Genomic DNA, 25,021 nt, shown 5'->3' with positions numbered 1-25,021 from the left:
ATGCCAATGCCTGAGGACGAGATCATGAACACCAGCGATTTGCTCGAACAACTGCTGCGGGGCCAGGCCTCGGCAGGACAATCCAGTGGTGCCTCTTCTGGTGGTGGTCTCGATGGGCTGGGCGGCTTGCTCGGCGGCCTGTTGGGCGGCGGTGCGAGTAGCGGCGGCAGTGCGGCGCAGTCCGGTGGGCTGGGCGGTTTGCTCGGTGGCCTGCTCGGCGGTGGTAGCGGCGGTGGATTGGGCGGTGCGCTCGGCGGTGCGTTGGGCGGCGGGAGTACGCAAAGCCGTTCCGGCGGCACCAATTATGCGGCACTGGCGTCGCTGGGGATGATGGCGTTCCAGGCGTATCAGGCCTGGCAACGCAGTCAGGCCTCGGCCGCGCCACAACAGATCCCGCAAACGGCGGATCTGCTGGCCGGGCCAGAGGTCGAGGAACACAGCCATGCGGTGCTGCGGGCGCTGATTGCGGCGGCCAAGGCTGACGGGCAGATCGATGACCGCGAACAGCAGATGATCAATGATGAAATCAGCCAACACACTGACGACCCACAATTGCAGCAATGGTTTGAAAGCGAAGTCGCCAAACCGCTGGATGCGACCGAAGTCGCCCAGGCCGCTAAAGGCGACCCGGCCATGGCCGCCGAGATGTATCTGGTCAGTGTGATCCTGGTGGATGACCAGCAGGACGCCGAGCGCAGCTATCTGGATGAACTGGCGGCTGCCTTGGGGATCGATCCGGATTTGCAGGTGCATCTTGAACAACAGGCCAAAGGTCCGGCCTGACCTCGAAAACCTTTGAAAGTACCAGCCTCGGGCGGTCCATCCGTCCGGGGCTTTTTTACGTCGATTGAATTTTCCAGCGGCGCGTCGCTCTTCTGCATAACAGAGCCACACTGCGACCGGTGCGCCATGAACAGGAACCTCGACGACTACAACCGCATGCGCGATTTCTCGGCGACCTCAGAGCCCGCCGCCGTCAAGCGCCGTGGCCGCAGCAAGGCCACTGAGCATGCGCTGCAGTTCTGCATCCAGAAGCACGACGCTTCGCACCTGCATTACGACTTTCGCCTGGAACTCGATGGCGCACTGAAGAGCTGGGCGGTACCCAAGGGACCGTCGCTAGATCCCAAGGTCAAGCGCCTGGCGGTGCATGTCGAGGACCATCCACTGGATTACGCCACGTTTGAAGGCAGCATTCCCGAGGGACATTACGGCGCCGGCGATGTGATCGTCTGGGATCGCGGCGTGTGGATTCCGCTGGATGATCCGGCCAAGGCCTACGCCAAGGGCAAGCTCAAGTTCGAGTTGCAGGGCCAGAAGCTGTCCGGCCTCTGGAATCTGGTGCGCACGCACATGCCGGGCAAGAAGGAAAACTGGTTCCTGATCAAGCATCAGGACAGCGCCGCCCGCCCGCAAGACGACTACGACGTGCTTAGCGCGGAGCCGAACAGCGTGCTCAGCGAGCGGACCCTGATCAGCAAACCGAGGCTCGCCGCCGAGCAAGCAAAACCGTTGAAAAAAGCCCCGGCCAAACCGCGCAAGGCGGCGTCCGGGACCCTTACCGGCGCGCGCAAGGCCAAACTCCCGGCGCAACTCAAGCCAGAACTGGCGACCCTGGTCGACAGCGCACCCGAAGGGCAGTGGAGTTACGAGATCAAGTTCGATGGTTACCGGATCATGGCGCGCATTGATCACGATCAGGTGCAGCTGTTCACCCGCAACGGTCACGACTGGACGCACAAACTGCCGCAACAGGCGCAAGCGCTGGCCGCGCTGGGGCTGGAATCGGCGTGGCTGGACGGCGAAATGGTGGTGGCCAACGAGCAAGGCGTGCCGGACTTTCAGGCGCTGCAAAACGCCTTCGAGGCGGGGCGTAGCGGCAACATCGTCTACTACCTGTTCGACTTGCCGTATCTCAACGGCGTTGACCTGCGCGAAGTGCCGGTCGAGGAGCGTCGTGCGGCGCTGTCCACGGTGCTTGGTGGGCACGAGCAGCCCTTGCTGCGCTTTTCCGAAGCCTTCGACGAAACCCCGGACGCGTTGCTCAACAGCGCCTGCCAGATGCAGATGGAAGGTTTGATCGGCAAACGCCTCGGCTCGCCTTATGTGTCGCGGCGCAGCAGCGACTGGATCAAGCTCAAGTGCAAGCATCGGCAGGAATTCGTGATCGTTGGCTACACCGATCCGAAAGGCGCGCGCAGTGCCTTCGGTGCCTTGCTGTTGGGCCTGCATGATCGCGACAGTGGTGAGTTGCGCTACGCCGGCAAGGTCGGCACCGGGTTCAACGAGGCGACGCTGAAAAGCATCCTCGCCCAACTCAAGCCGCTGCAGGTGAAGAAGGCGGCGGTGGTCAATCCGCCAAGTGGCTTCGAGGCCAAAGGCGTGCACTGGCTCAAGCCGAACCTGCTGGCGGAAGTGGCGTTCGCCGAAATGACCAAGGACGGTTCGGTGCGCCACGCCGTGTTCCATGGTCTGCGCAATGACAAACCGGCCAAAGCGATTACCGAGGAGCGCGCGAAAACCGTGAAGACGCCAGCCAAAGCCAGCTCATCAAAGAAAGCCGCTTCATCAACGAAAGCCCCAGCGTCGAAGAAAGCCGAAGCGCCGCCGTCGCAGCCTGGTCTCGCCAGCGGCAAGGTGCGCATCACCCATCCCGACCGGGTGATCGATGCTGTCAGCGGGACCACAAAGATGCAACTGGCCGAGTATTACGCCAGCGTCGCGGAGTGGATACTGCCGCAACTCAAGGATCGCCCGGTGGCCCTGGTGCGGGCGCCGGATGGCATCGCTGGCGAACTGTTTTTCCAGAAAAACGCCGAGCGCCTGGCGATCCCAGGGATCACCACGCTGGACAAGGACGTCACCGGCCAACCGATGATGCTGATCAACAACGCCGAAGCGCTGATTGGCGCGGTGCAGATGAGCACGGTCGAGCTGCACACCTGGAATGCCACAACCGTCGATCTCGACAAACCTGACCGCTTCGTCCTTGATCTTGACCCGGACCCTGCGCTGCCGTGGAAAAGCATGGTCGAAGCCACCGCACTGACCCTGACCGTGCTCGATGAACTGGGGCTCAAGGTGTTTCTCAAGACCAGCGGCGGCAAGGGCATTCACTTGGTGGTGCCGTTGACGCGCAAGCATGGCTGGGATGAGGTCAAGGATTTCAGCCATGCGATCGTCAGTCATATGGCGAAACTCTTGCCGGAGCGATTTTCCTCGGTGTCCGGGCCGAAAAACCGTGTTGGGCGGATCTTCATCGATTACCTGCGCAACGGCCTGGGCGCCACCACCATTTGTGCTTACGCGGCGCGTACTCGCGAGGGGTTGCCGGTGTCGGTGCCGTTGTTTCGCGAAGAGGTGGCCGAAATCAAGGGCGGCAATCAGTGGAACATCAGCAACGTCAATGAGCGCTTGAGCGAAGTCGGCGATGCGCCGTGGGCTGACCTGAAGAAAACCCGCCAGAGCATCACCGCCGAGATGCGCAAGCGGGTCGGTATGAAAAAGTGATTATGTGTCGCGCAGCAAGTCGTGGGCGTTGAGCAGTTCGAAGGCGATTGCGGGGTGGTTGTTCAGGCCCCGGCGGATGGCTGCCGGGATTGCTTTGCGCGTCTTGCGGCACAGCCCCGGTAGGTCCTCGATCTGAATCTCGATGCCGAGCATGGTGCGCACTTCATGAAACCCCGGGGATATCTCCACGCGCACGCCCAACTGCTCGTACATGCGGTTTTGCAGGTGCCGCAGGTCGGCGAGGTCTTTGAGTTGTTCCAGGCGGGCGAGGAGGATTTTTTCCTGTTCACGGGTCAGGCGCAGGATGCGCAGATCTGTGCCGGGCGTCTCCAGCAACGAGTCGCGCCCGCAATCGCAGGCGCCGGGCGGGCAGGGTGAGCGCAAAGGCGCGACGGGCACAAGAGTCGTCATGGCCTCCATCATAGAGGCCGTGGGACCGTTTTGCCTATGTGCCTTCAGCTGCCATCCATCGGCCGCTTCATCCCTGGCAGCTACTGATTCAGACCTTCGTAATGCACCAGAATCGCATTGGCGAGGTCTTCATCGCTGGCGTTCAAACCTGGGTTGTCGTGGCGTACCTGTTGCAGCACCGACTCAAGATAAACCCCACGGATGGCCCCGCCGCTGGCGACAAACGCTGACAGGTCGTCGCGTGCCGGAATCACCATTTTGTGATCCTTGAAGGTCGAGTACAGCGATGCGGACACACCCGCCGAGGTAGCGACGTCTCCGGCATCGACACGAGCCAGAGCCGAGCCGACAGGGAGGCACAGCAGGAGAGAAGAAACGAGCACTAACTTGCGCATGACGGTGTTCCTCCACAAGCGCGAAGCAAAAAGGAAGGACTACATAATCTCAGAGGTGCGCCGCTTGCCGGAGTTCCATTCGAACGCATGGATACTTGCTGAAACGCTCTGATGCGGCACATTCGCGCAAATAGGCTTAACTGAAACCCTGACAGGCGCATTCCAGCGAGCCTCAGGGAGGATCCCCCGGTGTCGATCAAATTGCGTTTGCGGTTGCTGATTGCAACCAGTCTGCTGACGGCGCTGATCGTGAGTCTGGTCAGTTATGTGGGCAACACGCGCATGTCCGGTGCGGTGAACGACAACGCGGTGAGCATGACCGCACTGCGCAATCACATGGAAGCCGACATGATGCACGACGCACTTCGCGCCGATGTGTACTCAGCGCTGCTGGTGGGCCTGGGCAAAAGCACCGGCACGGCCGCCGAGGTGCGTGACTCGATCAACGAGCACGCGACGCACTTTCGCGAAGTGCTGGATGAAAACCTCAAGCTGCCGGTCAACCCGACGATCAAGGCTGCGCAGGAACACATCAAGCCCAGCCTGGACACCTACATCGAGGCGGCCGAGCGCATCGTCGGCCTGGCACTGGACAACCCGGACAGCGCCCAGCGGGAACTCGGCACGTTCAATGCCGCGTTCAGCCAGCTCGAAGAGCAGATGGCCGCGCTCAGCGAACTGATCGAAAGCAATACCCGCGACACCCGTCAGGCCACCGAAAGCGCGATCCGCAACGCCAACATCGCCCTCGCCGTGGTGTTGCTCGCCAGCCTGTTGCTGTTGTTGGCGCAAGGGCGCTGGGTAACCCGCAGCATCATGGGGCCGCTGAAGTCCGCCAATCACATCGCCCAAAGCATTGCCCACGGCAACCTCAGTGAGCCGATCAGCGAACCCGCCGGCAAGGACGAGGCCAGCACGCTGATCCGCAGCCTGGCGACCATGCAGCGCGATCTGCGCGACATGATCGACGTGGTGCGGCGCAACGCCCATGGCGTCAGCGGCATGAGCGAGCAGTTGAGCCACGGCTGCCATCAGGTGGCCGACAGCAGTCAGCAGCAAAGCGCCGCCGCCGGCACCATGGCCGCTGCCGCCAGCCAGATGACTGCCAGCATCGAGGACATCACCCGCCACGCCGAACGCGCGCTGGGCATGGCCAATCAGGCCGAGTCGCTGGCCAAGAGTGGCGGACAGGTGATCCATCAGGTGGTCAGCGACATGGACGACATCGCCCGCTCGGCGCAGCAGTCGGCGCAGGTGATCCGCACGCTGGATCAGGAGTCCGAAGGCATCTTCAACATCATTCAGGTGATCAAGGGCATTGCCGACCAGACCAATCTGCTGGCGCTCAACGCGGCCATCGAGGCGGCGCGGGCCGGCGAACAGGGCCGGGGCTTTGCGGTGGTTGCCGACGAAGTGCGCAGCCTGGCCGCCCGCACCAGTGCCTCAACCCAGGAAATCGCTGCCATGGTCGCGCGCATCCAGCACAGCACTCGCGAGGCGGTCAGCAGCATGGAGGCCGGCGTGGCCCAAGTCGACAAGGGCATGGCGGTCACGGCCGAAGTCGAGCGGGCGATTCGCGAAATCCTCGACGCGACTCTGAGCACCACGCAACTGGTCAACGACATCACCCGCACCATCGGCGAGCAAAGCCAGGCCAGCAACGAAATCGCCCATCAAGTGGAAATGATCGCCGGGATGTCCGAGGGCAACAGCAAGGTGATCGGGCAGACGGCCAATACCACGGATGAATTGTCGAGTCTGGCGGGGGCGTTGGCGTTGTCGGTGGATCGGTTTCGGTTGTAGTGGGGTGGTGTTTGAACTATCGCCATCGCGAGCAGGCGAAGGCCTGCAGGGGTTGGCAGTGTTGTGTAGGAGTGAGCCTGCTCGCGATGGGGCCAGCCCAGGCGCCAAAGCTTTCGGGATCATGTTCAGCCCGGATTGGCCGATAACGCCCAGAGCGGAAAAAGACTCTCAAGTCGGGAACAGACGCGCTGGTTTGCCCTGACGTGATATTCTTCGCCTCAACTTGGTTTGACCTTATTCAGTTTGCCTGCCTTTTGGGCGGGCTGACGGAATCCCTGTCGCTCAAGTAGCTGAAGCCAATAATGATAAAAAGTCAGTTCAGAAGGGACATTAACTGAGGTCGATGCGGTACGTCGGCCTTGTGTGCCCACCCGTCAAAATTGCAGTGTGAAGGTGCCCGCGACCCTGGCCTGAGTGTCGCGACAAAAGGCCCTCATGGCCACAACAGCGGCGGGCGGAAGGCGTTTTATCATAGGTGCAACGGATGTTTAAGAAAGTGAATACAGCCTTGCTAGGGCTGGCTTTGGCGATGGGGATGTCGTCTGCCAATGCTGAAGAAGCGAAGAAAGTCGACGTTCTGCTGATCGGCGGCGGCATCATGAGCACCACCCTGGGTGTGTGGATCAATGAGCTGGAGCCGAGCTGGTCGATGGAAATGGTCGAGCGCCTCGATGGCGTCGCCCTGGAAAGCTCCAACGGCTGGAACAACGCCGGTACCGGTCACTCGGCGCTGGCCGAACTGAACTACACCCCGGAAGACGACAAAGGCAACGTGACGATCCCGAAAGCCGTCGAGATCAACGAAGCGTTCCAGGTGTCCCGTCAGTTCTGGGCGTGGCAGGTTCAGCAAGGCGTTCTGAAAAACCCTCGCTCGTTCATCAACACCACGCCGCACATGAGCTTCGTGTGGGGTGATGACAACATCAAGTTCCTGAAAAAGCGCTACGAAGCCCTGCAAGCGAGCCCGCTGTTCGCCGGCATGCAGTACTCCGAAGACCCGGCTGTGATCAAGAAGTGGGTTCCGCTGATGATGGAAGGGCGTGACCCGAACCAGAAAATCGCGGCCACCTGGAGCCCGCTGGGTACCGACATGAACTTCGGCGAGATCACCCGCCAGTTCGCCGGTTACCTGCAGACCAAGCCTAACTTCGACCTGAAACTGTCGAGCGAAGTCGAAGACATCACCAAGAACGCCGACGGCACCTGGCGCGTCAGCTACAAAAACCTGAAAGACGGCACCAAGACCGAAACCGACGCCAAGTTCGTGTTCATCGGCGCGGGCGGCGGCGCTCTGCACCTGCTGCAGAAGTCCGGCATTCCTGAAGCCAAGGAATACGCTGGCTTCCCGGTCGGCGGCTCGTTCCTGGTGACCGATAACCCGGCCATCGCCGAGCAGCACCTGGCCAAGGCCTACGGTAAAGCTTCGGTTGGCGCACCTCCGATGTCGGTTCCGCACCTGGACACCCGTGTTCTGGACGGCAAGCGCGTCATTCTGTTTGGCCCATTCGCGACCTTCAGCACCAAGTTCCTCAAAGAAGGCTCGTACCTGGACCTGCTGACCAGCACCACCACCCACAACATCTGGCCTATGACCAAGGTCGGCATCAAGGAATACCCGCTGGTCGAGTACCTGGCCGGTCAACTGATGCTGTCGGATGAAGACCGTCTGAACGCGCTGAAGGAATACTTCCCGAACGCCAAAGCCGAAGACTGGCGCCTGTGGCAAGCCGGCCAACGCGTGCAAATCATCAAGCGTGATGAAGCCGCTGGCGGCGTGCTGAAACTGGGCACCGAAATCGTTGCAGCACAAGACGGCTCCATCGCCGGTCTGCTGGGCGCATCGCCAGGCGCGTCGACCGCTGCACCGATCATGCTGAGCGTGCTGCAGAAAGTCTTCAAAGACAAAGTCGCAACCCCTGAGTGGCAAGCCAAGCTGCATCAGATCGTTCCAAGCTACGGCACCCAGCTGAACAACGATCCGGCCAAAGTCGCACAAGAGTGGGCGTACACCGCCAAGATCCTCGAACTGCCAACGCCTCCGGTGATTGGTCAGGCGGCTGCTCCGGCAGCACCTGCAGCTGAAAAAGCTACAGCGCCGAAGGAAAATGCTGCACGTGACATGGCCCTGTAACTAGACGCCAGACACACAAAAGCCCACTGAACCGGTAACGGTCAGTGGGCTTTTTTTGTGCCTGCGTCTACCTGGGTTTTGCGCTCGCCAGATACGCCCCAAGCTTGCGCCCCATCTCTTCCCCCAACGCCTGCAACCCGCTCAATGGTCTTACCATCACTTCAAACTCGACAATCTTCCCGCGCTCATCAAAGCGAATCATGTCGATGCCCTTCAACTCTTTCGCCCCGACCTTGGCACTGAACTCCAGCACCACATTCAAGCCATCGGCAGTCGCCAGTTCGCGGTGGTATGTGAAGTCTTCGAATACGTCGAACACGGTGTTGAGTATCATCGTCACCACTGGCGCGCCGGGGTAGGGCGAGTGGGCCATGGGCGAGCGGAACACCGCGTTCGGGTCGAGCAGCTCGGGCAGGGCCTTGAGGTTACCGGTGCGGATCATCTCGTGCCAGCGCTTCAGTGACTCGGCGGCGTTGGGGTGCAGGTTCAGGTCGGACATGGTTTCACTCCTTTTTTGTTGTTGTTTGCGCGACGCCAATGACTCTAGATCAAAGCGGCCGGGGATGAATCTTTGTGTGGCGCTCTGAATAGCGGGCTATGGCCGGAGCGGATCAGATGCGCATCTGATCCGTATTTTTCTGTTGGATCTGCCTCTGTTACCGGTTCAGTCAGGCGCTCAAAATACCCCGGCAGTTCGGTCACTCGCGGCAGTCCTTCATCCTGAAGCGCCCGGTGCACCGCAAGCTCAGCATTAAGGAGAGCAGAATGAACAAGATGGCGATTTTCCTGGGTGGGTTTCTGGCGTTGACCATTCTGATCGGAATGCTCGCGACGATTTCTCCGGTCTGATGATCAGCAGTTGAGTACCGGCATGTAACGATCCTCACGTTTTTTGAAATGGATCGGTGCTGTCGGGATTTTCTCACCGTTCAGAAAGAGCTCCGGCAGCGTCAGGATGAAATCGTCCATCTCGCCGCTGCCCAAGGATGTCCCGGGCGAATACAGGTCCAGCCATTGCTCCCGCGGGTCGAAGCCGGTTTTCAAGCGTTCGATGCTGACCTGATAGGATTTGCCATTGGCCAGTTGCACGGTGGCCATGGGCGAGGCCGCGCTGATCCAGAGTGCCGGTGGGGGAGTGCTGTAGGCGGCATCCCATTTTTCCTTGGTGTCCAGGTTACGCATATAGGGTGGCGTATACAGGGACGCGTACATCCGTAATTCGGTATCAGTGTTGTGATGGAAGTCCGGCCTGGTCGGGGTCCCCGGCAGCGCTGCGTAAACCAGCAGGTGCACCCAATCGAGTTCCTCGGACGTGGTCTTGTAGCTTATGGCCTGGTGTGGGCCGGGGCATGTTCTGATCAGCAATGCGTTCTGACCGACAGCCGATTGCGGATTCAGGTAAGGACCCGTGCTACAGGCTGCGAACAGAGGAACCAGCAGATAGAAGGCAAGGCGTTTCAATTAATCGACTCCGTGATTGACTGTTTTCCTTTTCCAGCTGCCGCAGATTACCTGAATTGCCAACGGTGTACCGCTCAGCCACCACGGGGGTCTCAAATGCGGTGCAATCCTCGATCAGGGGCCCGAAAGAACACCGCCATCTAATTAAAAGCGCATTCGGTATTAGACTCCCCGCAGGATCTGATACCGGAAAGCGCTGCCATGTCGAACTCACCATGGACTCGTTGATCAACGCCGCCGGCCGCGCGCTTGCGGCGGGGGATCCGTTGGCGGCATTAAAGCTTGTCGCCCTGCGCGAAGACCCACCCGCGTTGGCGCTGCGTGGCATTGCCATGGCCCAGCTCGGTGATTTGACCCGGGCCAAGGCGTTGCTGCAGCGGGCGGTCAAGGCGTTTGGCGCCAATGAGCCGTTGTCCCGGGCGCGCTGTGTGGTTGCCGAGGCAGAGGTGGCGCTGGCGACACGGGACCTGGGCTGGCCGGTGAAGGCACTGGAAGCGGCGCGGCGGGTGCTGCTCGATCACGCCGATCACCTGAATGCATCGCACGCCCGGTATTTGCAGATCCGCCGTTTGCTGTTGATCGGCCGGCTCGATGAGGCGCAGGCATTGCTCGTAGAGCTGGACCCCGCTCCGTTGGCCCCGGCGCTGCGGGCTGTCCACGAATTGCTGACGGCGGGGGTCGCCTTGCGGCAGGTGCAGACGCACACGGCGCGGGCGGCGCTGGTTCGGGCCGCACTGGCTGCGCAGCAGGCCGGGATACCGGCGCTGACTGCCGAAGTTGAACACGCCGGGCAGGTCCTTGAGGCACCGGCCGCGCGACTGAGCAGGGGCGGCCAATCGCAACCGGTGAAGCTGGAGCAGGTACAAGCATTGTTCGCTTCCAGCACCCTGGTGGTCGATGCCTGTCGCTACAGCGTGCGCGGCGCCGGGATGACGCTGGCGTTGGCGACGCGGCCGGTGCTGTTCAGTCTGGCGCGGATGCTGGCCCAGGCGTGGCCCGAAGACGTATCGAGAGAGGCGTTGATCGGCGGGGCGTTTCGCTTGAAGCTGAGCGACGAATCCCACCGCGCACGCCTGCGGGTGGAGATCGGCCGCTTGCGTTCGGCGTTGCAACCGTTGGCGCGGATCGTCGCGACCGCGCGTGGTTTTGCGTTGGTGGCTGCCGACGTGGCGCTGCTCACCTTGCCGGTCGAGGACAAACACGCCGCGTTGCTGGCCTTGCTCGCCGATGGCGAAGCCTGGTCGAGTTCGGCGCTGGCCCTGGCGTTGGGCAGTAGCCAGCGCCAGGTACAACGGGCGTTGGAAAGCCTGGCAACGACGGAGCGGGTGCAATCTTTCGGCGTTGGCCGTGCGCGGCGCTGGACCACGCCGCCGGTGCCGGGTTTCGCGACGATCTTGTTACTCCCGGTGTCGCTGGGCAATGGCTAGGCTGGACTCACCCAGACTCATCCACCAGCGAGGAAGGCATCATGAAACAGGCAAACGCAGAAATACTTCGTGAGTATGGCCCGTTCGAAGGCGTCGAACGTGTCCACGGCGTAACCTTCGACGGCCAGCACGTGTGGTTCGCCAGCGACGGCCAGCTCAATGCGCTGGACCCGGCCAGCGGTGAAACCGTGCGCACGATCAAGGTCGGCGCCGATGCCGGCACCGCATTCGACGGCAAGCATCTGTTCCAGATCGCCGACAGCCGCATCCAGAAAATCGACCCGGCCACCGGCCGCGTGCTCAACACCATCCCGGCACCGGGCGGCGGTAACGACTCGGGGATGGCATGGGCCGAAGGTTCTTTGTGGATCGGTCAGTATCGCGAGCGCAAGATCTATCAGGTTGATCCGCAGACCGGCGAGGTTCTGCGCACGCTGGCGTCAGACCGGTTTGTCACCGGGGTGACCTGGGTTGACGGCGCCTTGTGGCATGGCACCTGGGAGGGCGATGAAAGTGAACTGCGCCGGGTCGATCCGGAGGATGGCGAGGTCCTGGAAAGTCTGAAGATGCCCGCAGGAACTGGCGTTTCCGGGCTGGAGGCGGATGGCGGCGAGCGGTTTTATTGCGGCGGCGGAGGCAGTGGGCAGTTGCGGGCGGTGCGTCGGCCCAAGTGATTGATGGTGTCTTGACCGGCCTCTTCGCGAGCAGGCTCGCTCCCACAGTGGTTCAGCGTTAACCGGACAAATGTGGTAGCGAGCCTGTTCGCGAAGGGGCCAGTAGCTTCACTGAAAATCTCCCAAGCGAATCAAGGCGCACCAAACACCATCGTCCAGTAAACCCCCTCATCACTGCGCGCCTCACTGGCAAACCCGGCGCCGACCTGGGTGAACATCGGGTTCATCAGGTTGGCGCAATGCCCGGGGCTGGCCAACCACCCGGTCATCGCCTTGCCCGGCGAACTCTGGCCGGCGGCGATGTTTTCGCCAATCTGCCGCCCGCGATACCCCGCTGCCCGGGCGCGATCCGCCGGCATGTCGCCGTCCGGATCACGGTGGGCGAAGTAGTTGCCGTAGGCCATGGCCTTGCTGTGCCCTTGAGCAGCGGCTCCCAGCGCCGGGTTCCAGCTCAGGGGCCGGGCGGCGGCGAAGCGCTGGCGTCCGCACATCCGTGGGCGCGCCCGGGCGGCGTTGACCTCGGCGAGCAAGGCTTTACCGACGCTGCGGTTGTCGCCGACCCGGCTGTCGAGCACCGGTTGCGCCAGCACTACTTGCCACTCACCACGGGAACGACTGACGCCGATGTCGGCGTACTGAGCGTCGAGCAGGGCGGTGCAGTGGCTGTCTTGCAGCTGTTCAAAGGCTTGCTCGGCATCCCCGGCACCGACAATGCGGATGCTGCGCACGGCCACCGCCGAATAACCCGAAGACTTCAACGTCTCGCGCAAACCACCGCCGTAGCCATAGCCGATCGGCAATGCGAGATTGGATTTCATCGCCAACGGCGCCAGACGTTGGGCCGGCCGGCGGTCGCAGCGTTGCGGATGAGCGCGGTAGTCATTGATGGCCGCCACCAGTTGCCGCTCTTCGCTGGCGTGGGTGGTCTCGGTGAACAGTGGGGCAAGGATCAGCAGGCACAGCGAAACGAAGCGTGATGAGCGAACGACATGGCGCATGGGACGGCAGGCTCTGGGAAAAGGACAGTGCTGAAGTGCGGATCCGCGAAATGCGGCGCCTCTAGGACTGGGCTTTTGGGACTTGGTTCATGCTGGCCACATGGCTTTTTTTTGGTGGGTGATGGAGGGTGGGGCAAGCCTGGATTTTGTGTTGCCCGGACTAGCGCCTTCGCGAGCAAGCTCGCTCCCACAGGGGGAACGCATTGCCAAAGGTGGGAGCGGGCTTGCTCGCGAAGAGGCCAGTCGCAACACCACCAGATTTGTTGATCAAACCCGATCAGCGATTAAGCACATCCCCCATCCACTGCAGATACTGCACCCGCTCGGAAATCGAGTTGTGCCCCGCGTCCGGCACCACCCGCAGCGTCGCCACGCCTTTGGGGAAATGCGCCAACAGCCGTTGCGTGCTGTCCCGTGGAATAACCTCGTCATCGCTGGCCGCCAGCAGCAAGGTCGGCACCTGAATGTGCGCGGCATAGCGGCCCGACTCGAAACGATCCTTGAGCAACCACTGCACCGGTAGCCACGGGTATTGGCGGACGGCGACTTCTTCGAGGCTGTTGTACGGCGTCACCAGAATCAGTTTTGTCGCCGGGCGCTGACTTGCCAGCCGCACCGCCACTCCCGAACCCAGGCTGCGCCCTACAACGGCAATCTGTGGATGGCTGGCGTACACCTGATCGAACAGCGCCAATGCATCTTCGGCAATCGCCTCCTCCGATGGCGCGCCGCCGCTGCCGCCAAAGCCCCGGTAATTCAGCAGATACAGCGCGTAGTCGGGGAAGGCCTGGCTGAACGCAGGCAGGTTGCGCGACACGTCCTCGGCATTGCCACCAAAGTAGATCAGCGCCTTTGGCCCGGCGTGCGCGCGAATGGTCACCCAGACATCGGCATCCGGCATCGACAGCTTCATTCGCGAATCGGGCGTGGCAACGGCGTTGTCGGGCCGGGGGAAATAGATCAGGGAGCGCTGAAACACGAACAGTGCACCGCACAACACCAGATACAGGGCGATGATCAAGGCGACGAGTGACATCAGGATTCTGGACATTCGGCTAACTTTAACGGGGCGCGGGTGTTCGCAGTCGCAGTGTAGCCGAGCGGTACACGGTGGCCGCTGTTGAACACAACGTGCAACAGATTCACGCAGCAGGGGAACCAGCATGAGCCACACTGAGGGTTGCTCCCGTCGCCGATTGCTTACGCTGGCTGCCGGGGTTTCGGCGGTCCTGACCTTTGACCGAGCGTTGGCCAGTGCCGCGCCGACTGCCACTTCGCCGAGCCAGGCAGGAGACCAGACCATGCAGACCCGCGCCATCCCCTCAAGCGTCGAGTTGCTGCCCATGGTGGGCCTGGGCACTTATCGCGGCTTTGACGTTGCGCCCGGCGAAACCGCCTATAAACAACTGCCAGCGGTGCTCGACGAGTTGTTCAGAAAGGGCGGAACGCTGATCGACAACTCACCGATGTACGACCGCGCCGAGCAAACCACCGGCGAGTTGCTGTCGATCCACGAACCGCGTTCACCCGCGTTTCTGGCGACCAAGGTATGGACACGCGGACGCAAGGAGGGCATCGCGCAGATGGAACAATCCTTCCGTCTGCTGCGTACTGAACGCATCGACCTGATGCAGATCCATAATCTGCTGGACTGGCAGACTCATCTGCCGACCCTGCGCGAATGGAAAGAACAGGGCCGCATCCGCTACATCGGCATCACCCATTACACGCCTTCGGCCTACGACGAAGTCGAGGCGGTACTGAAGGCCGAACAGCTCGACTTCCTGCAAATCAACTACGCTCTCGATGACCGTGGCGTGGAAAAACGCATCCTGCCGCTGTGCCGCGAACGCGGGGTCGCGGTGATCTGCAATCGACCGTTCGGCGGCGGTGGGTTGCTGACTCGACTCAAGGGCAAGCCATTGCCAGCCTGGGTCTCGGATGTGCAGGTCAGCAGCTGGCCGCAACTGGCGCTGAAATTCCTGCTGTCGCACCCGGCGGTGACCTGCGTGATTCCCGGCACCGGCAATCCGCGCTACATGGCCGATAACGCCGGCGCCGGGTTCGGGCCGATGCTCACCGATGCGCAGCGGCATCAGTTGATTGCGCTGCTGGGCTAAGCGTTTGCGCGCGATAACGCAACGCCTCCAGCAACAGCGCAAACGCCGGCGCTGCCTGCCGTCGGCTCGGGTAGTACAGGTGATAGCCGGCAAACGTCGGGCACCAGTCTGCCAGCACTTGCACCAAACGCCCTTCGGCCAGGTGCGGTGCGACGATGTTTTCCGGGATGTAGCTGAGGCCGAAACCGTCGAGTGCGGCGTCGAGCAGCGGGTACACGCCATTCAGGGTGACTTGCCCGGACACGCGCACCTTGAGGCTTTCGCCGTTCTTTTCGAACTCCCAGGAATACAGCCCTCCGTTGGTCGGCAGGCGCAGATTGTTGCAGGCGTGGTCAGTCAAATCTCTCGGCGATTGCGGCCGCGAGCGGCTGGCGAAATAAGCGGGCGAGCCGACCACCGCCATGCGCATGTCCGGGCCGATGCGGGTAGCGATCATGCCTTGCGCCACGTCTTCGCCCAGGCGTATGCCGGCGTCGAAACCCTGCCCGGCGATGTCGACGAAACCGTAGTCGCAACACACCTCCACGGCGATGTCCGGATATTTCGGCAGAAACGCCTTGAGCACCGGCCGCAGCAGCCAGTTCAGTGAGTGGTCGGTGGCGCTGATGCGGATGCGGCCTGCCGGGGTTTCGCGCAGGCTGCTCAGGGCCGCCAGTTCCAGTTCGATTTCTTCGAAGCGCGGGCCGATCGTTTGCAACAGATGTTCGCCGGCCTCGGTGGGCGAGACGCTGCGCGTGGTGCGGGTCAGCAGGCGCAGGCCCAGGCGCGCTTCCAGCGCACGGATGGTATGGCTGAGCGCCGATTGCGAGACGCCGAGTTTGGCCGCAGCTTTGGTGAAACTGCGCTCGCGGGCCACGGCGAGGAAGGCGAGCAGGTCACTGGCGTTTTCGCGAAGCATTGATGAGTGTCCCGCATAAGTTTTTTCAAATTCTAGTCGATTATCCGAACAGTTCAGCTCGGTAAAGTGCGGTTATTGCTCACCGGAGACCACCGCCATGAACCCGATTGCCGCTTCCGCATTGACCCTGTCCTTACTCGCGGGCGAGGCCCAGGCCAACGAACCCCCACGCGTCACCGTCACCGCCAACGGCTCGCAACCCTCGGCCAAAGGCCCGGCAGACTGGTTTACCGGCACTGTGCGTGTCGACGCGCCGTTCAAGGGCAGTGATGCGGCGCGAGTCAGCGGTGCCACGGTGACGTTCGAGCCGGGTGCACGCACCGCGTGGCATACCCATCCGTTGGGGCAGACGTTGATCGTCACCGCCGGGGCCGGTTTTGTGCAGGAGTGGGGGCAACCGGTTCGCGAGATCCGTCCTGGCGATACCGTGTGGATCGCTCCCGGCGCCAAGCATTGGCACGGAGCTGCACCGAACACGGCGATGACCCACATTGCAATTGCCGAAGTGCTGGATGGCAAAGTAGTGGACTGGATGGAGCAGGTGAGCGAGGCACAATATCCAAGATCGGAGTAACTTTCGCATCCTCGACCCCTAGCACCCCATGCTGGTGCGCTACCGAAGCCCTCACCCCATATCGCTCGGGGAGAGGGCTTGGATGTGCAGAAGACTAGATCATCTCCGGCAAGGAAGAGAGAATCTTGTCCAGCGTGATCGGATACTCGCGCACCCGCGCCCCGGTGGCGTTGTAGATCGCATTCGCCACCGCCGCGCTCACGCCGCAAATCCCCAGTTCACCCACACCCTTGGCTTTCATCGGCGATGAAATCGGATCGGTTTCGTCGAGGAAAATCACCTCTTGATGTGGAATGTCGGCGTGCACCGGCACCTCGTATCCGGCGAGGTCATGATTGACGAAAAAGCCCAGCCGTTTGTCCACCGCCAGCTCTTCCATCAACACCGCACCGACGCCCATGGTCATCGCGCCGATCACCTGGCTGCGCGCGGCTTTCGGGTTGAGAATCCGTCCCGCTGCGCATACGGCGAGCATGCGCCGCACGCGGACTTCGCCGGTCGCTGCATCCACCGCAACTTCAACGAAATGCGCGCCGAAGGTCGACTGCTGGTACTGCTTGGCGAGGTCGGCGAATTCGATGCTGTCCTCTGCCTCGACCACGCCATCTTTTGCCGCATCACGCAGCGGCAGGGCCTTGCCGCCAGCGCGGACTTGACCGTCGGCAAACTCGACGTCACCACCGCTCATGCCCAGCTTCGTCGCCACCGCTTCGCGCAGTTTCATGCACGCGGCATACACCCCGGCAGTCGAGCAGTTGCCGCCGAACTGGCCACCTGAGCCGGACGATACCGGAAAGCTCGAATCACCCAGATGCACGGTGACGTCCGCCAGGTCCACACCCATCATCTCGGCTGCGGTCTGGGCGATGACGGTGTAGCTGCCGGTGCCGATGTCGGTCATGTCGGTTTCCACCGTGATCTTGCCGTCGCACTCCAGCCGCACTCGGGCGCCGGACTTCAGCAGCAGGTTGTTGCGAAACGCCGCAGCGACGCCCATGCCGATCAGCCAGCGACCTTCGCGACGGCTGCCGGGACTAGCATTGCGCTGGTTCCAGCCGAATTTCTCGGCACCGGTCTGCAAGCATTCGATCAGGCGTCGCTGGGAAAACGGGCGCTCGGTTTTCACCGGATCAACCTGCGTGTCATTGAGGATGCGGAACTGCACCGGGTCGAGTTTGAGCTGCTCGGCCATTTCGTCCATGGCGATTTCCAGCGCCATCAGCCCCGGCGCTTCACCCGGCGCGCGCATGGAGTTGCCCTCGGGCAGATCCAGTGGCGCCCGGCGCATGGTTACCCGGCGATTTTCCCCGGCATAAAGCAGCTGGCTCGGTTGCGCGGCGACTTCAACCTTGCCGTCCTTGAGGTTGCCCGACCAGCCTTCGTGAGCGATGGCGCTGAGCTTGCCGTCCGCCGTGGCGCCCATCCGAATGCGCTGGATCGTGGCCGGGCGGTGGGTGGTGGTGTTGGCCATTTGCGGGCGGGCGAGGGCGACTTTCACCGGGCGGTTGGCCAGGCGCGCACCGAGGGCGGCGAGGATCGCGTCGGCACGAATGAACAGTTTGCCGCCGAAGCCGCCGCCAATGTACGGCGAGATCAGGCGCACATTTTCCTTGGGCAGGCCAAGGGTAGTGGCGACGTCGCCGACGCTCCAGGCGATCATCTGATTGGAGGTCCATAAGGTCAGATGATCACCTTTCCATGCGGCCAGCGTCGCGTGCGGCTCCATCATCGCGTGGGTCTGGTCGGGAGTGGTGTAGGTCTGGTCGAACTGCACCGGCGCGGCGGCGAAGGCCTTGTCGAAATCGCCGTGGGTGACGTCGGGCAACTCGTCGTCTTCGACACCCTGGTCGCGCACGTTGGCCAGCTCGAACTCGCCTTTGGCCGCGACGTAATCGACCTTGACCAGTTGCGCTGCGGCGCGAGCCTGTTCGAAGGTTTCGGCGACCACCAGCGCCACGGCCTGGTGATAGTGCTGCACCTCGGGCACGGCGAGCAGCGGCGCCGCGTTGTATTGGCCCTTGCCGAGTTTGCCGGCATTAGCGGCGGTGACGATCACGAGCACGCCGGGCGCGGCTTCGGCGGCGTCAAGATCGATGTGGCTGATACGGCCCTTGGCGATGGCCGAGCCGACCATGAAACCGTAAGCCTGATTCGCCACGGCCTCGTGCTGCTCATAGGCATACGGCGCCTGGCCGCTGGTTTTCAGCGGGCCTTCGATGCGGTCGGTGGGTTTGCCGATCACCTTCAGTTGGTCGATCGGGTTGGTGGTGGCGGGCGTGTCGAACTTCATGCTTCATCCCTCGCTTGCGCCAACACCGAGCCGAGCGTGCGCTCGACCAGGGTCAGTTTGAATTGGTTGTCGTGGGTCGGCGTGGCTCCATCGAGCAGGCGTTCGCTCACGGCTTTGGCGCCTTTGGGCAGCAACGCGTCGGCGTCTTCGACCCGCCACGGTTTCGGTGCAATACCGCCGACTGCCACGCGGCCACTGCCGTCCTTTTGCAGGATCAGGCCGACCGATACCAGTGCGAAGGCGTAGGACGAACGATCGCGGACCTTGTGATAAATGTGCGTGCCGCCGACCGGGGCGGGCAGGGTTACCGAAGTGATGAACTCGCCGGGCGTGAGGCTGGTTTCGATGTTCGGCGTGTTACCCGGCAGTCGATGGAATTCGGCGATGGCGATGCTGCGGGTGCTGCCGTCGGGTTTGACCGTTTCTATCTGCGCATCGAGGGCGCGCATCGCAATCGCCATATCGCTGGGATGAGTGGCGATGCAGGCGTCGCTGACGCCGATCAGCCCCAGTTGCCGACTGCCCCCGCCAATCGCAGCGCAACCACTGCCGGGCTGACGTTTGTTGCAGGCCTGATTGACGTCATAAAAGTAGGCGCAGCGGGTGCGTTGCAACAGGTTGCCGGCGGTGCTCGCCATGTTGCGCAACTGGCCGGAGGCCCCGGCGAGCAAGGCGCGGGAGAGCAGGGCGTAGTCCTTGCGCACGCGGCTGTCGGCGGCCAGATCGGTGTTGCGCACCAGCGCGCCGATGCGCAATCCGCCTTCGGGTGTGGCTTCGATTTGATCAAGACCGAGGTGGTTGATGTCGATCAGGTGCAGCGGGGTTTCGATGTCGAGTTTCATCAGGTCCAGCAGGTTGGTGCCGCCGGCGATGAACTTCGCGCCTTCGACCTGCGCCGCTTGTGCGGCCGCTGCGGCGGGAGAGTCGGCGCGGCTGTAGTTGAACGGTCTCATACCGGCACCTCCGCGACTTCAGTGATCGCTTCGATGATGTTGGAGTAGGCGCCGCAGCGGCAGATATTGCCGCTCATGCGCTCCTGGAATTCGCTGGCGATCAGTTGCGGCGCGTCGGTCAGGCTGGGGCTGACATGGCTGGGAATGCCCTCGCGGATTTCCTTGAGCACTGCCACCGCCGAGCAGATCTGCCCCGGCGTGCAATAGCCGCACTGATATCCGTCGTGCTTGATGAACGCGGCCTGCATCGGGTGCAGATTGTCGGGCATGCCTAGACCTTCGATGGTGGTGATCGCGCTGCTTTCGTGCATCACCGCCAGGGTCAGGCAGGCGTTGATCCGCCGGCCACCGGCGATCACTGTGCAGGCACCGCACTGGCCGTGGTCGCAGCCTTTTTTGCTGCCGGTCAGGTGCAGGTGCTCGCGCAGGGCGTCGAGCAGGGTGGTGCGGTTGTCGACATCAAGGGCCTGCGGCTTTCCGTTGACTTGAATCGTCACTTTGCTCATGGCAGGTTGCTCCAGGTTGGCCGCGTAGGCCTTGAGGCTGATGAACGGCGGCATCGCGAAGGCCGTGGCGGTCACGGCACCGAGGATCAGGAATCTACGTCGGGAAATCGTCATGCTTCGATCCCTCTCTGGCTGAATCAGGACGGCAGGGGTACAAAGGCCCGCTCGGGCGCGCCGGCATGGTTGCCGGTCTCGTTCTTGGAATGACCTGCGCGGAGGGGAAAAGGTTTTTGCGGATTTGCGCTATAGAGTTATGCGCAGGGTTCATTAATCTGCTAAACGACGCTGAGCCATATTGTGGGGGAGGGCTTGCTACCAAAGTCGGAGGGTCAGGCAGTTTTTGGTTGAATGGCATGCCGCTTTCGCGAGCAGGCTCGCTCCCACAGGGGACATGCATTCCAAATGTGGGAGCGAGCCTGCTCGCGAAGAGTCCCTCATTACCGATCTCAATGTCCGCCAACCACCATATGCGTAAACGGCGCCACATACGCCTGCAGCGTCACCAGCCCGCCCACCAGCACCGCCAGCACAATCGAGTGGAAGAACACGTAGCGCAGAATCTCACCCTCATGCCCATACCAGCGGGTCGCGGTGGAGGCGACCACGATCGATTGCGCATCGACCATTTTGCCCATCACCCCGCCGGAACTGTTGGCCGCCGCCATCAAAACAGGGCTGATGCCCAACTGTTCCGAGGTCACCCGTTGCAGCCCGCCGAACAGCACGTTCGAGGCCGTGTCCGAGCCGGTCAATGCCACGCCGAGCCAGCCGAGCAGGGTGCCGAACATCGGGTAGAACACCCCGGTCGCCGCGAACGCCAGGCCCATGGTGGCGTCCAGTCCGGAATAACGCGTGAGGAACCCCAGTGCCAGCATCGCGGCAATAGTGATCAGCGAAAACCGCACCACCCACAACGTACGCAGGTACTGCTTGATCAACTGCGGGATCGAATAGCCCATCAGCAATCCGCCGACAATCGCCGCCAGCAGAATGCCGCTGCCGGTGGCGGTGAACCAGGTGAACTTGTAGATCGCTTCTTCGGCTTTCGGTGCCGGCACCACCGGCGGGACTTTCTGCACTTGCAGATGCAGAGTGGTGAAGGTCAGCGCCGGCGAGAAAATCGGATTGGCCTCGCTCAGCGGTTTACCTTGCGGATCAAGTTTGACGGAATGCGTTACCGGGTCCAGCGCCGGGCGCACGTCGAAGATGTTCTTGAAGCCCTGGGTGCCCCAGGCAAACACGAACACGGTGAGGATGATCCATGGCATCCACGCGCGCATCACCGCCGGGCGTGCCTGATCGCTGAAGGTGGCACTGGCGGTGACTTTTTCTTCCTCGACCCGGGAGTTGTCGACGCGGCCTGACAGGGCGGCCGAGGTGTACACCGTCGCCGGTTTCCAGACCCGCAGAAACAGGGTCAGGCAGGCCATCGAAATCAGTGCGGCGATCACGTCCACCAGCATCGGCCCATGGTAGTTCGACACCAGGAATTGCGGCACCGCGAAGCTGACTCCGGCCACCAGAATCGCCGGCCAGATCTCCAGCATCTTGCGCCACCCGGCAAATGCCCAGATCAGCCAGAACGGCACCAGTACCGAGAAAAATGGCAGCTGCCGACCAACCATCATCGACAACTCCATCTCATCCAGCTCGGTGACCTTGGCCAGGGTGATGATCGGCGTGCCGAGCGCGCCGAACGCCACCGGTGCGGTGTTGGCAATCAACGCCAGGCCCGACGCGGCCAACGGCGAAAAGCCGAGGCCGATCAGAATCGCCCCGGTCACGGCCACCGGCGTACCGAACCCGGCCGCGCCCTCGAAAAATGCGCCGAAACAGAAGGCGATCAGCAGCAACTGCAAACGGCGGTCATCGGTGATCCGCGCCAGGGAATCCTGCAGCACTTTGAACGAGCCGTTCTCGGTGGTCAGGCGGTGCAGAAAGATGATGTTGAGCACGATCCAGCCGATCGGCAGCAAGCCATTGGCCGCGCCGAACAACGCTGCCGAGCCGGCCATGCTGGCCGGCATGCCGAAGGCGAAGATCGAAATCAGCAACGCCGAAGCCAGGGCGAGCAGGGCGGCCAGATGCGCCTTGACGTGAAAGAACGCGAGCGCCACGAGCATCACCACCACCGGGGTGGCGGCCATGAGCGTGGAGATCAGCGGATTGCCGAACGGGTCGTAGATTTGCTGCCAGACCATGGTCCACCTCTGCTTGTTGTTATCGAGGCGCAGATCCATTGCGTGGGAGTCGGTAACCAGCAGTATAGGTGGCATTACGCCGCTGTCCGGGGGCGGACGGCGGGCCGATCAACGGTCGTGGTCGGTCAGTGAATCAAAGTCCGTTTACCCGGTCGTATCTGCGGCTGCGCGCACTGCGTCCTGAAGGCGTGGGCAGTGACAGCCGTTCCGTCGTCAAGACCTTGGTTTTAGGGAAGTGTTGAATGAAGCACGCTACAACGATGCTGCTGACCGTGACCGCCGCCGTTTTGCTGGCTGGCTGTGTGGCGGACTTTGATGATGACTACCGCCATGGGCGGCATTACGACCGCGATCACGGGCGTTATTACGACCATGATCGGCGCTGGGATGACCGTGATGATGGTCGACGCGACGGACGCCGTCACTACCGTGATCGCGACGATGATTGATTGAGTATCAAGAGGGCGTTCCCGCAACGGGAACGCCCTCGTCGATTAAAAATGAGCGCTCGCCCGGACGCTGGAATGCGCAGGCGCAGAGGCCTCGAGATCCAGCAAATGGGTGGCGAGTATGTCGCTCAGAAAACGGAACTGATCGTTGATACCAACCACTTCATTACTGAAGTGATTGCTCGCGGCGGGCATCAGCAGATCGTCGAAATCTTCGTTGAACACCAGTGCTTGCGCCTTGCGCGACACCACGTGCTGTTTGTAATAGTTGCTGCCGAACACCGGGAAACTCACGGAGAGTGCGATGGTGCGAATCATGATGTGTACTCCTCGTTGCGTCTCGGATAGGTCAATCGTGCCTCTGCCGGCTGGCGTGCGAAAGGCAATCGTGGCGATGGTGTATATCGACGGCGTTGATGGTTGATGCCTCCCCCTGTGGGAGCGGGCTTGCTCGCGAATGCGTCGTTTCAGTCGACATCGTTGTTGCCTGACACACCGCTTTCGCGAGCAAGCCCGCTCCCACAGGGGGACGCATTTCATGGTGGGAGCGAGCTTGCTCGCGAAGCGGCCAATCCGGTCGCAACCGACAAACGGCCCAACCCGCGCACCTATACTCAAATCTGTTTTCCTCCATTCAAGGACTCCACCACCGTGAACCTGCGTGCGCTGAGCGTCGCCGCGCTGTTGCTGCTGGCTGGTTGCGCCTCCTCGGTACGGGCCCCGGTGGCGCCACCGGCTGTGGTGGTGTCGCCGGCGACCTGGCAGCAGATCGACCGGGACATCGTCAGCGCCTCGCAGCAGTCCACCGAGCAGGTCAAGCTATTCGCCCGGGGCTCGATGGAACATTGGCGCACTCGCGTCTATCAGCAAACTGAAGAAAATTTCATTCCGTGGTTCAGCAGCTACTGGACCCAGGAATGGCTGTCGATGAAGGTCAGTTGGTACACGATCAATGCCGGCGGTGAACAGGATGCGTCGGCCAAGCGCCTGGCGAGCTATCTGCTTGAGCAATATCAGGAAAGAGTGCTGGCACCGGTCGCGGTGGAGATCGATCCCGACGCGATTCTCGGCCAGGCCACGGCGTTCTACGCGCAACTGATGGCCCAGCAGATACCGCTCATCGCCCAGCGCTATGGCTTGCCGGTGGCTCAGCTCAACGGGCACTTGCAGAAAGTCCCGGCCATCGCCCTGGGGCCGCCGCCGGCGCGGGATGCGTCGCTGTATCAGATCATCAGCACCGAACCGCTGAACACGTTGCCGGCGTACGCCGCGCTGATCGACAAGATCCACACCGAAGGCGGGAGCAAGGGCATCGCCTCGACCGACGCCGGCATGGCACCGGTGGCCAAACGCGCCAGCCAGCGAATGGAAGCGGAAATGGCCCCGCGCGGTGCGGCCAGTGCCGTGGCGGCTGCGGCGGGCAAGCTGGTCGGCGGGGGAATTTCGATCGGCGTGGCGGGCATTCGCGCGATCATCCAGGCCAGTGACCGACCCGACAGCGAAGCGCTGATTCGCAGCAGCCTGGGCAGCACCTTCGACAAGGCCTGGGCGAAACTGCTGCAGAACCCGACCACCGGGGTCATGGCCGGTACGTTGCATATTGCCAGGCAGGTCGAAGGCAGTCTTGGCGGGGGCGAACAACCGTCGGTCGGGATGGGTACGAATCGTGTCGAATGGCGGCCGCCGCAATCGACTACTCAGCAGATCGAACCCAACGTGCAAGGAGAATGATCATGGCTTATATCGATATTTTTGTAGCACCAGTGCCGAATGCCAATCGTGAACAATACAAAAAACACTGTGAGATCGCCGCCAGGTTGTTCAAGGAATACGGTGCGAAGGATGTGGTCCAGTGCTGGGGCGATGACGTGCCGGAGGGCAAGGTCACGTCATTCCCGATGGCGGTAAAACTCAAGGAAGGCGAGACGGTTGCGTCCGGCTGGCTGATCTGGCCAGACAAAGCCACCCGCGATGCCGGCATGGCCAGAATGATGGAAGACCCGCGCATGCAACCGGACGTCAACCCGATGGGGTTTGATGGTCAGCGCATGATCTTTGGCGGCTTCAAAGACATTCTTGAATCCTGAAATTCAGCAGATTCCGTGTAGGAGTGAGCCTGCCCGCGATGGCTGAGTGTCAGCCGCTGAAGATGCTGGCTGTGCCGAGCTCTTCGCGAGCAGGCTCGCTCCCACAGGGGATGTGTAGCGTGCCCACAGTCGT

At 62.1% G+C, this 25,021-nt stretch carries 23 protein-coding genes and 1 pseudogene; 12 read left to right on the top strand and 12 right to left on the bottom strand.

Annotated features, from left to right (window positions below; translation table 11 throughout):
- The first annotated feature begins 24 nt into the window (after positions 1–24).
- Both PseAD21_RS23885 and ligD read left to right on the top strand, forming a co-directional pair.
- Positions 25–783 carry a tellurite resistance TerB family protein gene (locus tag PseAD21_RS23885; protein WP_102358257.1) on the top strand — a complete coding sequence of 253 codons (759 nt, stop codon included), beginning with the start codon at positions 25–27 and terminating at the stop codon, positions 781–783.
- A 126-nt stretch (positions 784–909) separates the two neighbouring features.
- Positions 910–3,510 carry a DNA ligase D gene (gene ligD, locus PseAD21_RS23880; protein ID WP_102358256.1) on the top strand — a complete coding sequence of 867 codons (2,601 nt, stop codon included), beginning with the start codon at positions 910–912 and terminating at the stop codon, positions 3,508–3,510.
- Here the strand turns inward: ligD and PseAD21_RS23875 are convergent, their stop codons facing one another.
- A complete protein-coding gene (locus tag PseAD21_RS23875) occupies positions 3,511–3,933 on the bottom strand; it encodes a hypothetical protein (protein ID WP_102358254.1) in 423 nt (140 codons plus the stop codon).
- 68 nt (positions 3,934–4,001) lie between these two features.
- On the bottom strand, positions 4,002–4,316 hold the full coding sequence (locus tag PseAD21_RS23870; RefSeq protein WP_025111286.1) for a DUF2388 domain-containing protein: 315 nt from the start codon (positions 4,314–4,316) through the stop codon (positions 4,002–4,004).
- Between the two features lie 282 nt (positions 4,317–4,598).
- Between PseAD21_RS23870 and PseAD21_RS30360 the strand changes: the two are divergent.
- The 3 genes and pseudogenes from PseAD21_RS30360 to mqo all read left to right on the top strand — a co-directional run.
- A pseudogene (locus tag PseAD21_RS30360) lies at positions 4,599–5,264 on the top strand (HAMP domain-containing protein); the annotation flags it as partial.
- Complete coding sequence (locus PseAD21_RS30355; protein WP_371859091.1) at positions 5,256–6,119, top strand: methyl-accepting chemotaxis protein; 864 nt, start codon at positions 5,256–5,258, stop codon at positions 6,117–6,119. The pseudogene PseAD21_RS30360 and the gene PseAD21_RS30355, both read left to right, overlap by 9 nt.
- A 484-nt stretch (positions 6,120–6,603) precedes the next feature.
- Positions 6,604–8,250 (top strand): malate dehydrogenase (quinone), encoded by a 1,647-nt coding sequence (gene mqo / locus PseAD21_RS23860; protein WP_102358251.1) that lies wholly within the window; start codon positions 6,604–6,606, stop codon positions 8,248–8,250.
- Positions 8,251–8,317: 67 nt separating this feature from the next.
- Here the strand turns inward: mqo and PseAD21_RS23855 are convergent, their stop codons facing one another.
- Both PseAD21_RS23855 and PseAD21_RS23845 read right to left on the bottom strand, forming a co-directional pair.
- A complete protein-coding gene (locus PseAD21_RS23855) occupies positions 8,318–8,749 on the bottom strand; it encodes a nuclear transport factor 2 family protein (RefSeq protein WP_102358250.1) in 432 nt (143 codons plus the stop codon).
- A gap of 353 nt (positions 8,750–9,102) precedes the next feature.
- Positions 9,103–9,711: a hypothetical protein gene (locus PseAD21_RS23845; protein ID WP_102358248.1), complete on the bottom strand. Its 609-nt coding sequence runs from the start codon at positions 9,709–9,711 to the stop codon at positions 9,103–9,105.
- 215 nt (positions 9,712–9,926) lie between these two features.
- On the opposite strand from PseAD21_RS23845, the gene PseAD21_RS23840 reads away from it, so the two are divergent.
- Positions 9,927–11,138, top strand: coding sequence for a helix-turn-helix domain-containing protein (locus PseAD21_RS23840; protein WP_102358246.1), 1,212 nt, complete (start codon positions 9,927–9,929; stop codon positions 11,136–11,138).
- 41 nt (positions 11,139–11,179) lie between these two features.
- The gene (locus PseAD21_RS23835) at positions 11,180–11,812 is read left to right on the top strand and encodes a PQQ-binding-like beta-propeller repeat protein (RefSeq protein WP_102358245.1); all 633 of its coding nucleotides are present in this window, start codon (positions 11,180–11,182) and stop codon (positions 11,810–11,812) included.
- 131 nt (positions 11,813–11,943) lie between these two features.
- Here the strand turns inward: PseAD21_RS23835 and PseAD21_RS23830 are convergent, their stop codons facing one another.
- Together PseAD21_RS23830 and PseAD21_RS23825 are read right to left on the bottom strand one after the other, a co-directional pair.
- Positions 11,944–12,810: a CAP domain-containing protein gene (locus PseAD21_RS23830; protein ID WP_102358244.1), complete on the bottom strand. Its 867-nt coding sequence runs from the start codon at positions 12,808–12,810 to the stop codon at positions 11,944–11,946.
- Positions 12,811–13,087: 277 nt separating this feature from the next.
- On the bottom strand, positions 13,088–13,861 hold the full coding sequence (locus PseAD21_RS23825) for an alpha/beta hydrolase (protein WP_102358243.1): 774 nt from the start codon (positions 13,859–13,861) through the stop codon (positions 13,088–13,090).
- Between the two features lie 112 nt (positions 13,862–13,973).
- Here PseAD21_RS23825 and PseAD21_RS23820 point away from each other — a divergent pair, with 112 nt between their 5' ends.
- The gene (locus tag PseAD21_RS23820; RefSeq protein WP_178082159.1) at positions 13,974–14,930 is read left to right on the top strand and encodes an aldo/keto reductase; all 957 of its coding nucleotides are present in this window, start codon (positions 13,974–13,976) and stop codon (positions 14,928–14,930) included.
- Here the strand turns inward: PseAD21_RS23820 and PseAD21_RS23815 are convergent.
- Positions 14,887–15,828 carry a LysR family transcriptional regulator gene (locus PseAD21_RS23815; protein WP_102358240.1) on the bottom strand — a complete coding sequence of 314 codons (942 nt, stop codon included), beginning with the start codon at positions 15,826–15,828 and terminating at the stop codon, positions 14,887–14,889. The two genes, PseAD21_RS23820 and PseAD21_RS23815, sit on opposite strands and share 44 nt — an antisense overlap.
- Positions 15,829–15,925: 97 nt before the next feature.
- Between PseAD21_RS23815 and PseAD21_RS23810 the strand changes: the two genes are divergently transcribed.
- Positions 15,926–16,402: a cupin domain-containing protein gene (locus tag PseAD21_RS23810; protein WP_102358238.1), complete on the top strand. Its 477-nt coding sequence runs from the start codon at positions 15,926–15,928 to the stop codon at positions 16,400–16,402.
- 94 nt (positions 16,403–16,496) lie between these two features.
- Here the strand turns inward: PseAD21_RS23810 and paoC are convergent, their stop codons facing one another.
- The 4 genes from paoC to PseAD21_RS23790 form a co-directional block, all read right to left on the bottom strand.
- A complete protein-coding gene (gene paoC / locus PseAD21_RS23805) occupies positions 16,497–18,692 on the bottom strand; it encodes an aldehyde oxidoreductase molybdenum-binding subunit PaoC (protein ID WP_102358237.1) in 2,196 nt (731 codons plus the stop codon).
- Positions 18,689–19,645, bottom strand: a complete 957-nt coding sequence (locus PseAD21_RS23800; protein WP_102358235.1) for a xanthine dehydrogenase family protein subunit M — start codon at positions 19,643–19,645, stop codon at positions 18,689–18,691. The genes paoC and PseAD21_RS23800 overlap by 4 nt, the downstream gene beginning before the upstream one ends.
- Positions 19,642–20,265: an aldehyde dehydrogenase iron-sulfur subunit PaoA gene (gene paoA / locus PseAD21_RS23795; protein ID WP_102358234.1), complete on the bottom strand. Its 624-nt coding sequence runs from the start codon at positions 20,263–20,265 to the stop codon at positions 19,642–19,644. Before paoA ends, PseAD21_RS23800 begins: the two co-directional genes overlap by 4 nt.
- A gap of 332 nt (positions 20,266–20,597) precedes the next feature.
- Positions 20,598–22,352: an L-lactate permease gene (locus PseAD21_RS23790; protein WP_102358275.1), complete on the bottom strand. Its 1,755-nt coding sequence runs from the start codon at positions 22,350–22,352 to the stop codon at positions 20,598–20,600.
- Between the two features lie 242 nt (positions 22,353–22,594).
- Here PseAD21_RS23790 and PseAD21_RS23785 point away from each other — a divergent pair, with 242 nt between their 5' ends.
- Positions 22,595–22,801 carry a hypothetical protein gene (locus PseAD21_RS23785; RefSeq protein ID WP_102358232.1) on the top strand — a complete coding sequence of 69 codons (207 nt, stop codon included), beginning with the start codon at positions 22,595–22,597 and terminating at the stop codon, positions 22,799–22,801.
- A gap of 45 nt (positions 22,802–22,846) precedes the next feature.
- Here PseAD21_RS23785 and PseAD21_RS23780 read toward each other — a convergent pair whose 3' ends face one another.
- Entirely contained in the window at positions 22,847–23,119 is a 273-nt protein-coding gene (locus PseAD21_RS23780) for a hypothetical protein (protein WP_102358231.1), read from the bottom strand.
- Positions 23,120–23,452: 333 nt separating this feature from the next.
- Here PseAD21_RS23780 and PseAD21_RS23770 point away from each other — a divergent pair, with 333 nt between their 5' ends.
- Together PseAD21_RS23770 and PseAD21_RS23765 are read left to right on the top strand one after the other, a co-directional pair.
- The gene (locus PseAD21_RS23770; RefSeq protein ID WP_102358228.1) at positions 23,453–24,532 is read left to right on the top strand and encodes a hypothetical protein; all 1,080 of its coding nucleotides are present in this window, start codon (positions 23,453–23,455) and stop codon (positions 24,530–24,532) included.
- Positions 24,533–24,534: 2 nt separating this feature from the next.
- Positions 24,535–24,888 (top strand): DUF1428 domain-containing protein, encoded by a 354-nt coding sequence (locus PseAD21_RS23765; RefSeq protein ID WP_102358226.1) that lies wholly within the window; start codon positions 24,535–24,537, stop codon positions 24,886–24,888.
- Positions 24,889–25,021: the final 133 nt, after the last annotated feature.

It is taken from the genome of Pseudomonas sp. AD21 (genome assembly GCF_002878485.1).
GTDB lineage: Bacteria > Pseudomonadota > Gammaproteobacteria > Pseudomonadales > Pseudomonadaceae > Aquipseudomonas.
Note: the sequence above shows the minus strand (reverse complement) of the source record. Positions and strands in the feature narration are given on the sequence as shown.

Bases quoted from the DNA above. Each gene is read 5' to 3' on its own strand.
- PseAD21_RS23885 (WP_102358257.1), top strand. From the start codon at position 25: ATGAACACCAGCGATTTGCTCGAACAACTGCTGCGGGGCCAGGCCTCG.
- ligD (WP_102358256.1), top strand. From the start codon at position 910: ATGAACAGGAACCTCGACGACTACAACCGCATGCGCGATTTCTCGGCG.
- PseAD21_RS23875 (WP_102358254.1), bottom strand. From the start codon at position 3,933: ATGATGGAGGCCATGACGACTCTTGTGCCCGTCGCGCCTTTGCGCTCA.
- PseAD21_RS23870 (WP_025111286.1), bottom strand. From the start codon at position 4,316: ATGCGCAAGTTAGTGCTCGTTTCTTCTCTCCTGCTGTGCCTCCCTGTC.
- PseAD21_RS30355 (WP_371859091.1), top strand. From the start codon at position 5,256: ATGCAGCGCGATCTGCGCGACATGATCGACGTGGTGCGGCGCAACGCC.
- mqo (WP_102358251.1), top strand. From the start codon at position 6,604: ATGTTTAAGAAAGTGAATACAGCCTTGCTAGGGCTGGCTTTGGCGATG.
- PseAD21_RS23855 (WP_102358250.1), bottom strand. From the start codon at position 8,749: ATGTCCGACCTGAACCTGCACCCCAACGCCGCCGAGTCACTGAAGCGC.
- PseAD21_RS23840 (WP_102358246.1), top strand. From the start codon at position 9,927: ATGGACTCGTTGATCAACGCCGCCGGCCGCGCGCTTGCGGCGGGGGAT.
- PseAD21_RS23835 (WP_102358245.1), top strand. From the start codon at position 11,180: ATGAAACAGGCAAACGCAGAAATACTTCGTGAGTATGGCCCGTTCGAA.
- PseAD21_RS23830 (WP_102358244.1), bottom strand. From the start codon at position 12,810: ATGCGCCATGTCGTTCGCTCATCACGCTTCGTTTCGCTGTGCCTGCTG.
- PseAD21_RS23825 (WP_102358243.1), bottom strand. From the start codon at position 13,861: ATGTCCAGAATCCTGATGTCACTCGTCGCCTTGATCATCGCCCTGTAT.
- PseAD21_RS23820 (WP_178082159.1), top strand. From the start codon at position 13,974: ATGAGCCACACTGAGGGTTGCTCCCGTCGCCGATTGCTTACGCTGGCT.
- PseAD21_RS23815 (WP_102358240.1), bottom strand. From the start codon at position 15,828: ATGCTTCGCGAAAACGCCAGTGACCTGCTCGCCTTCCTCGCCGTGGCC.
- PseAD21_RS23810 (WP_102358238.1), top strand. From the start codon at position 15,926: ATGAACCCGATTGCCGCTTCCGCATTGACCCTGTCCTTACTCGCGGGC.
- paoC (WP_102358237.1), bottom strand. From the start codon at position 18,692: ATGAAGTTCGACACGCCCGCCACCACCAACCCGATCGACCAACTGAAG.
- PseAD21_RS23800 (WP_102358235.1), bottom strand. From the start codon at position 19,645: ATGAGACCGTTCAACTACAGCCGCGCCGACTCTCCCGCCGCAGCGGCC.
- paoA (WP_102358234.1), bottom strand. From the start codon at position 20,265: ATGACGATTTCCCGACGTAGATTCCTGATCCTCGGTGCCGTGACCGCC.
- PseAD21_RS23790 (WP_102358275.1), bottom strand. From the start codon at position 22,352: ATGGTCTGGCAGCAAATCTACGACCCGTTCGGCAATCCGCTGATCTCC.
- PseAD21_RS23785 (WP_102358232.1), top strand. From the start codon at position 22,595: ATGAAGCACGCTACAACGATGCTGCTGACCGTGACCGCCGCCGTTTTG.
- PseAD21_RS23780 (WP_102358231.1), bottom strand. From the start codon at position 23,119: ATGATTCGCACCATCGCACTCTCCGTGAGTTTCCCGGTGTTCGGCAGC.
- PseAD21_RS23765 (WP_102358226.1), top strand. From the start codon at position 24,535: ATGGCTTATATCGATATTTTTGTAGCACCAGTGCCGAATGCCAATCGT.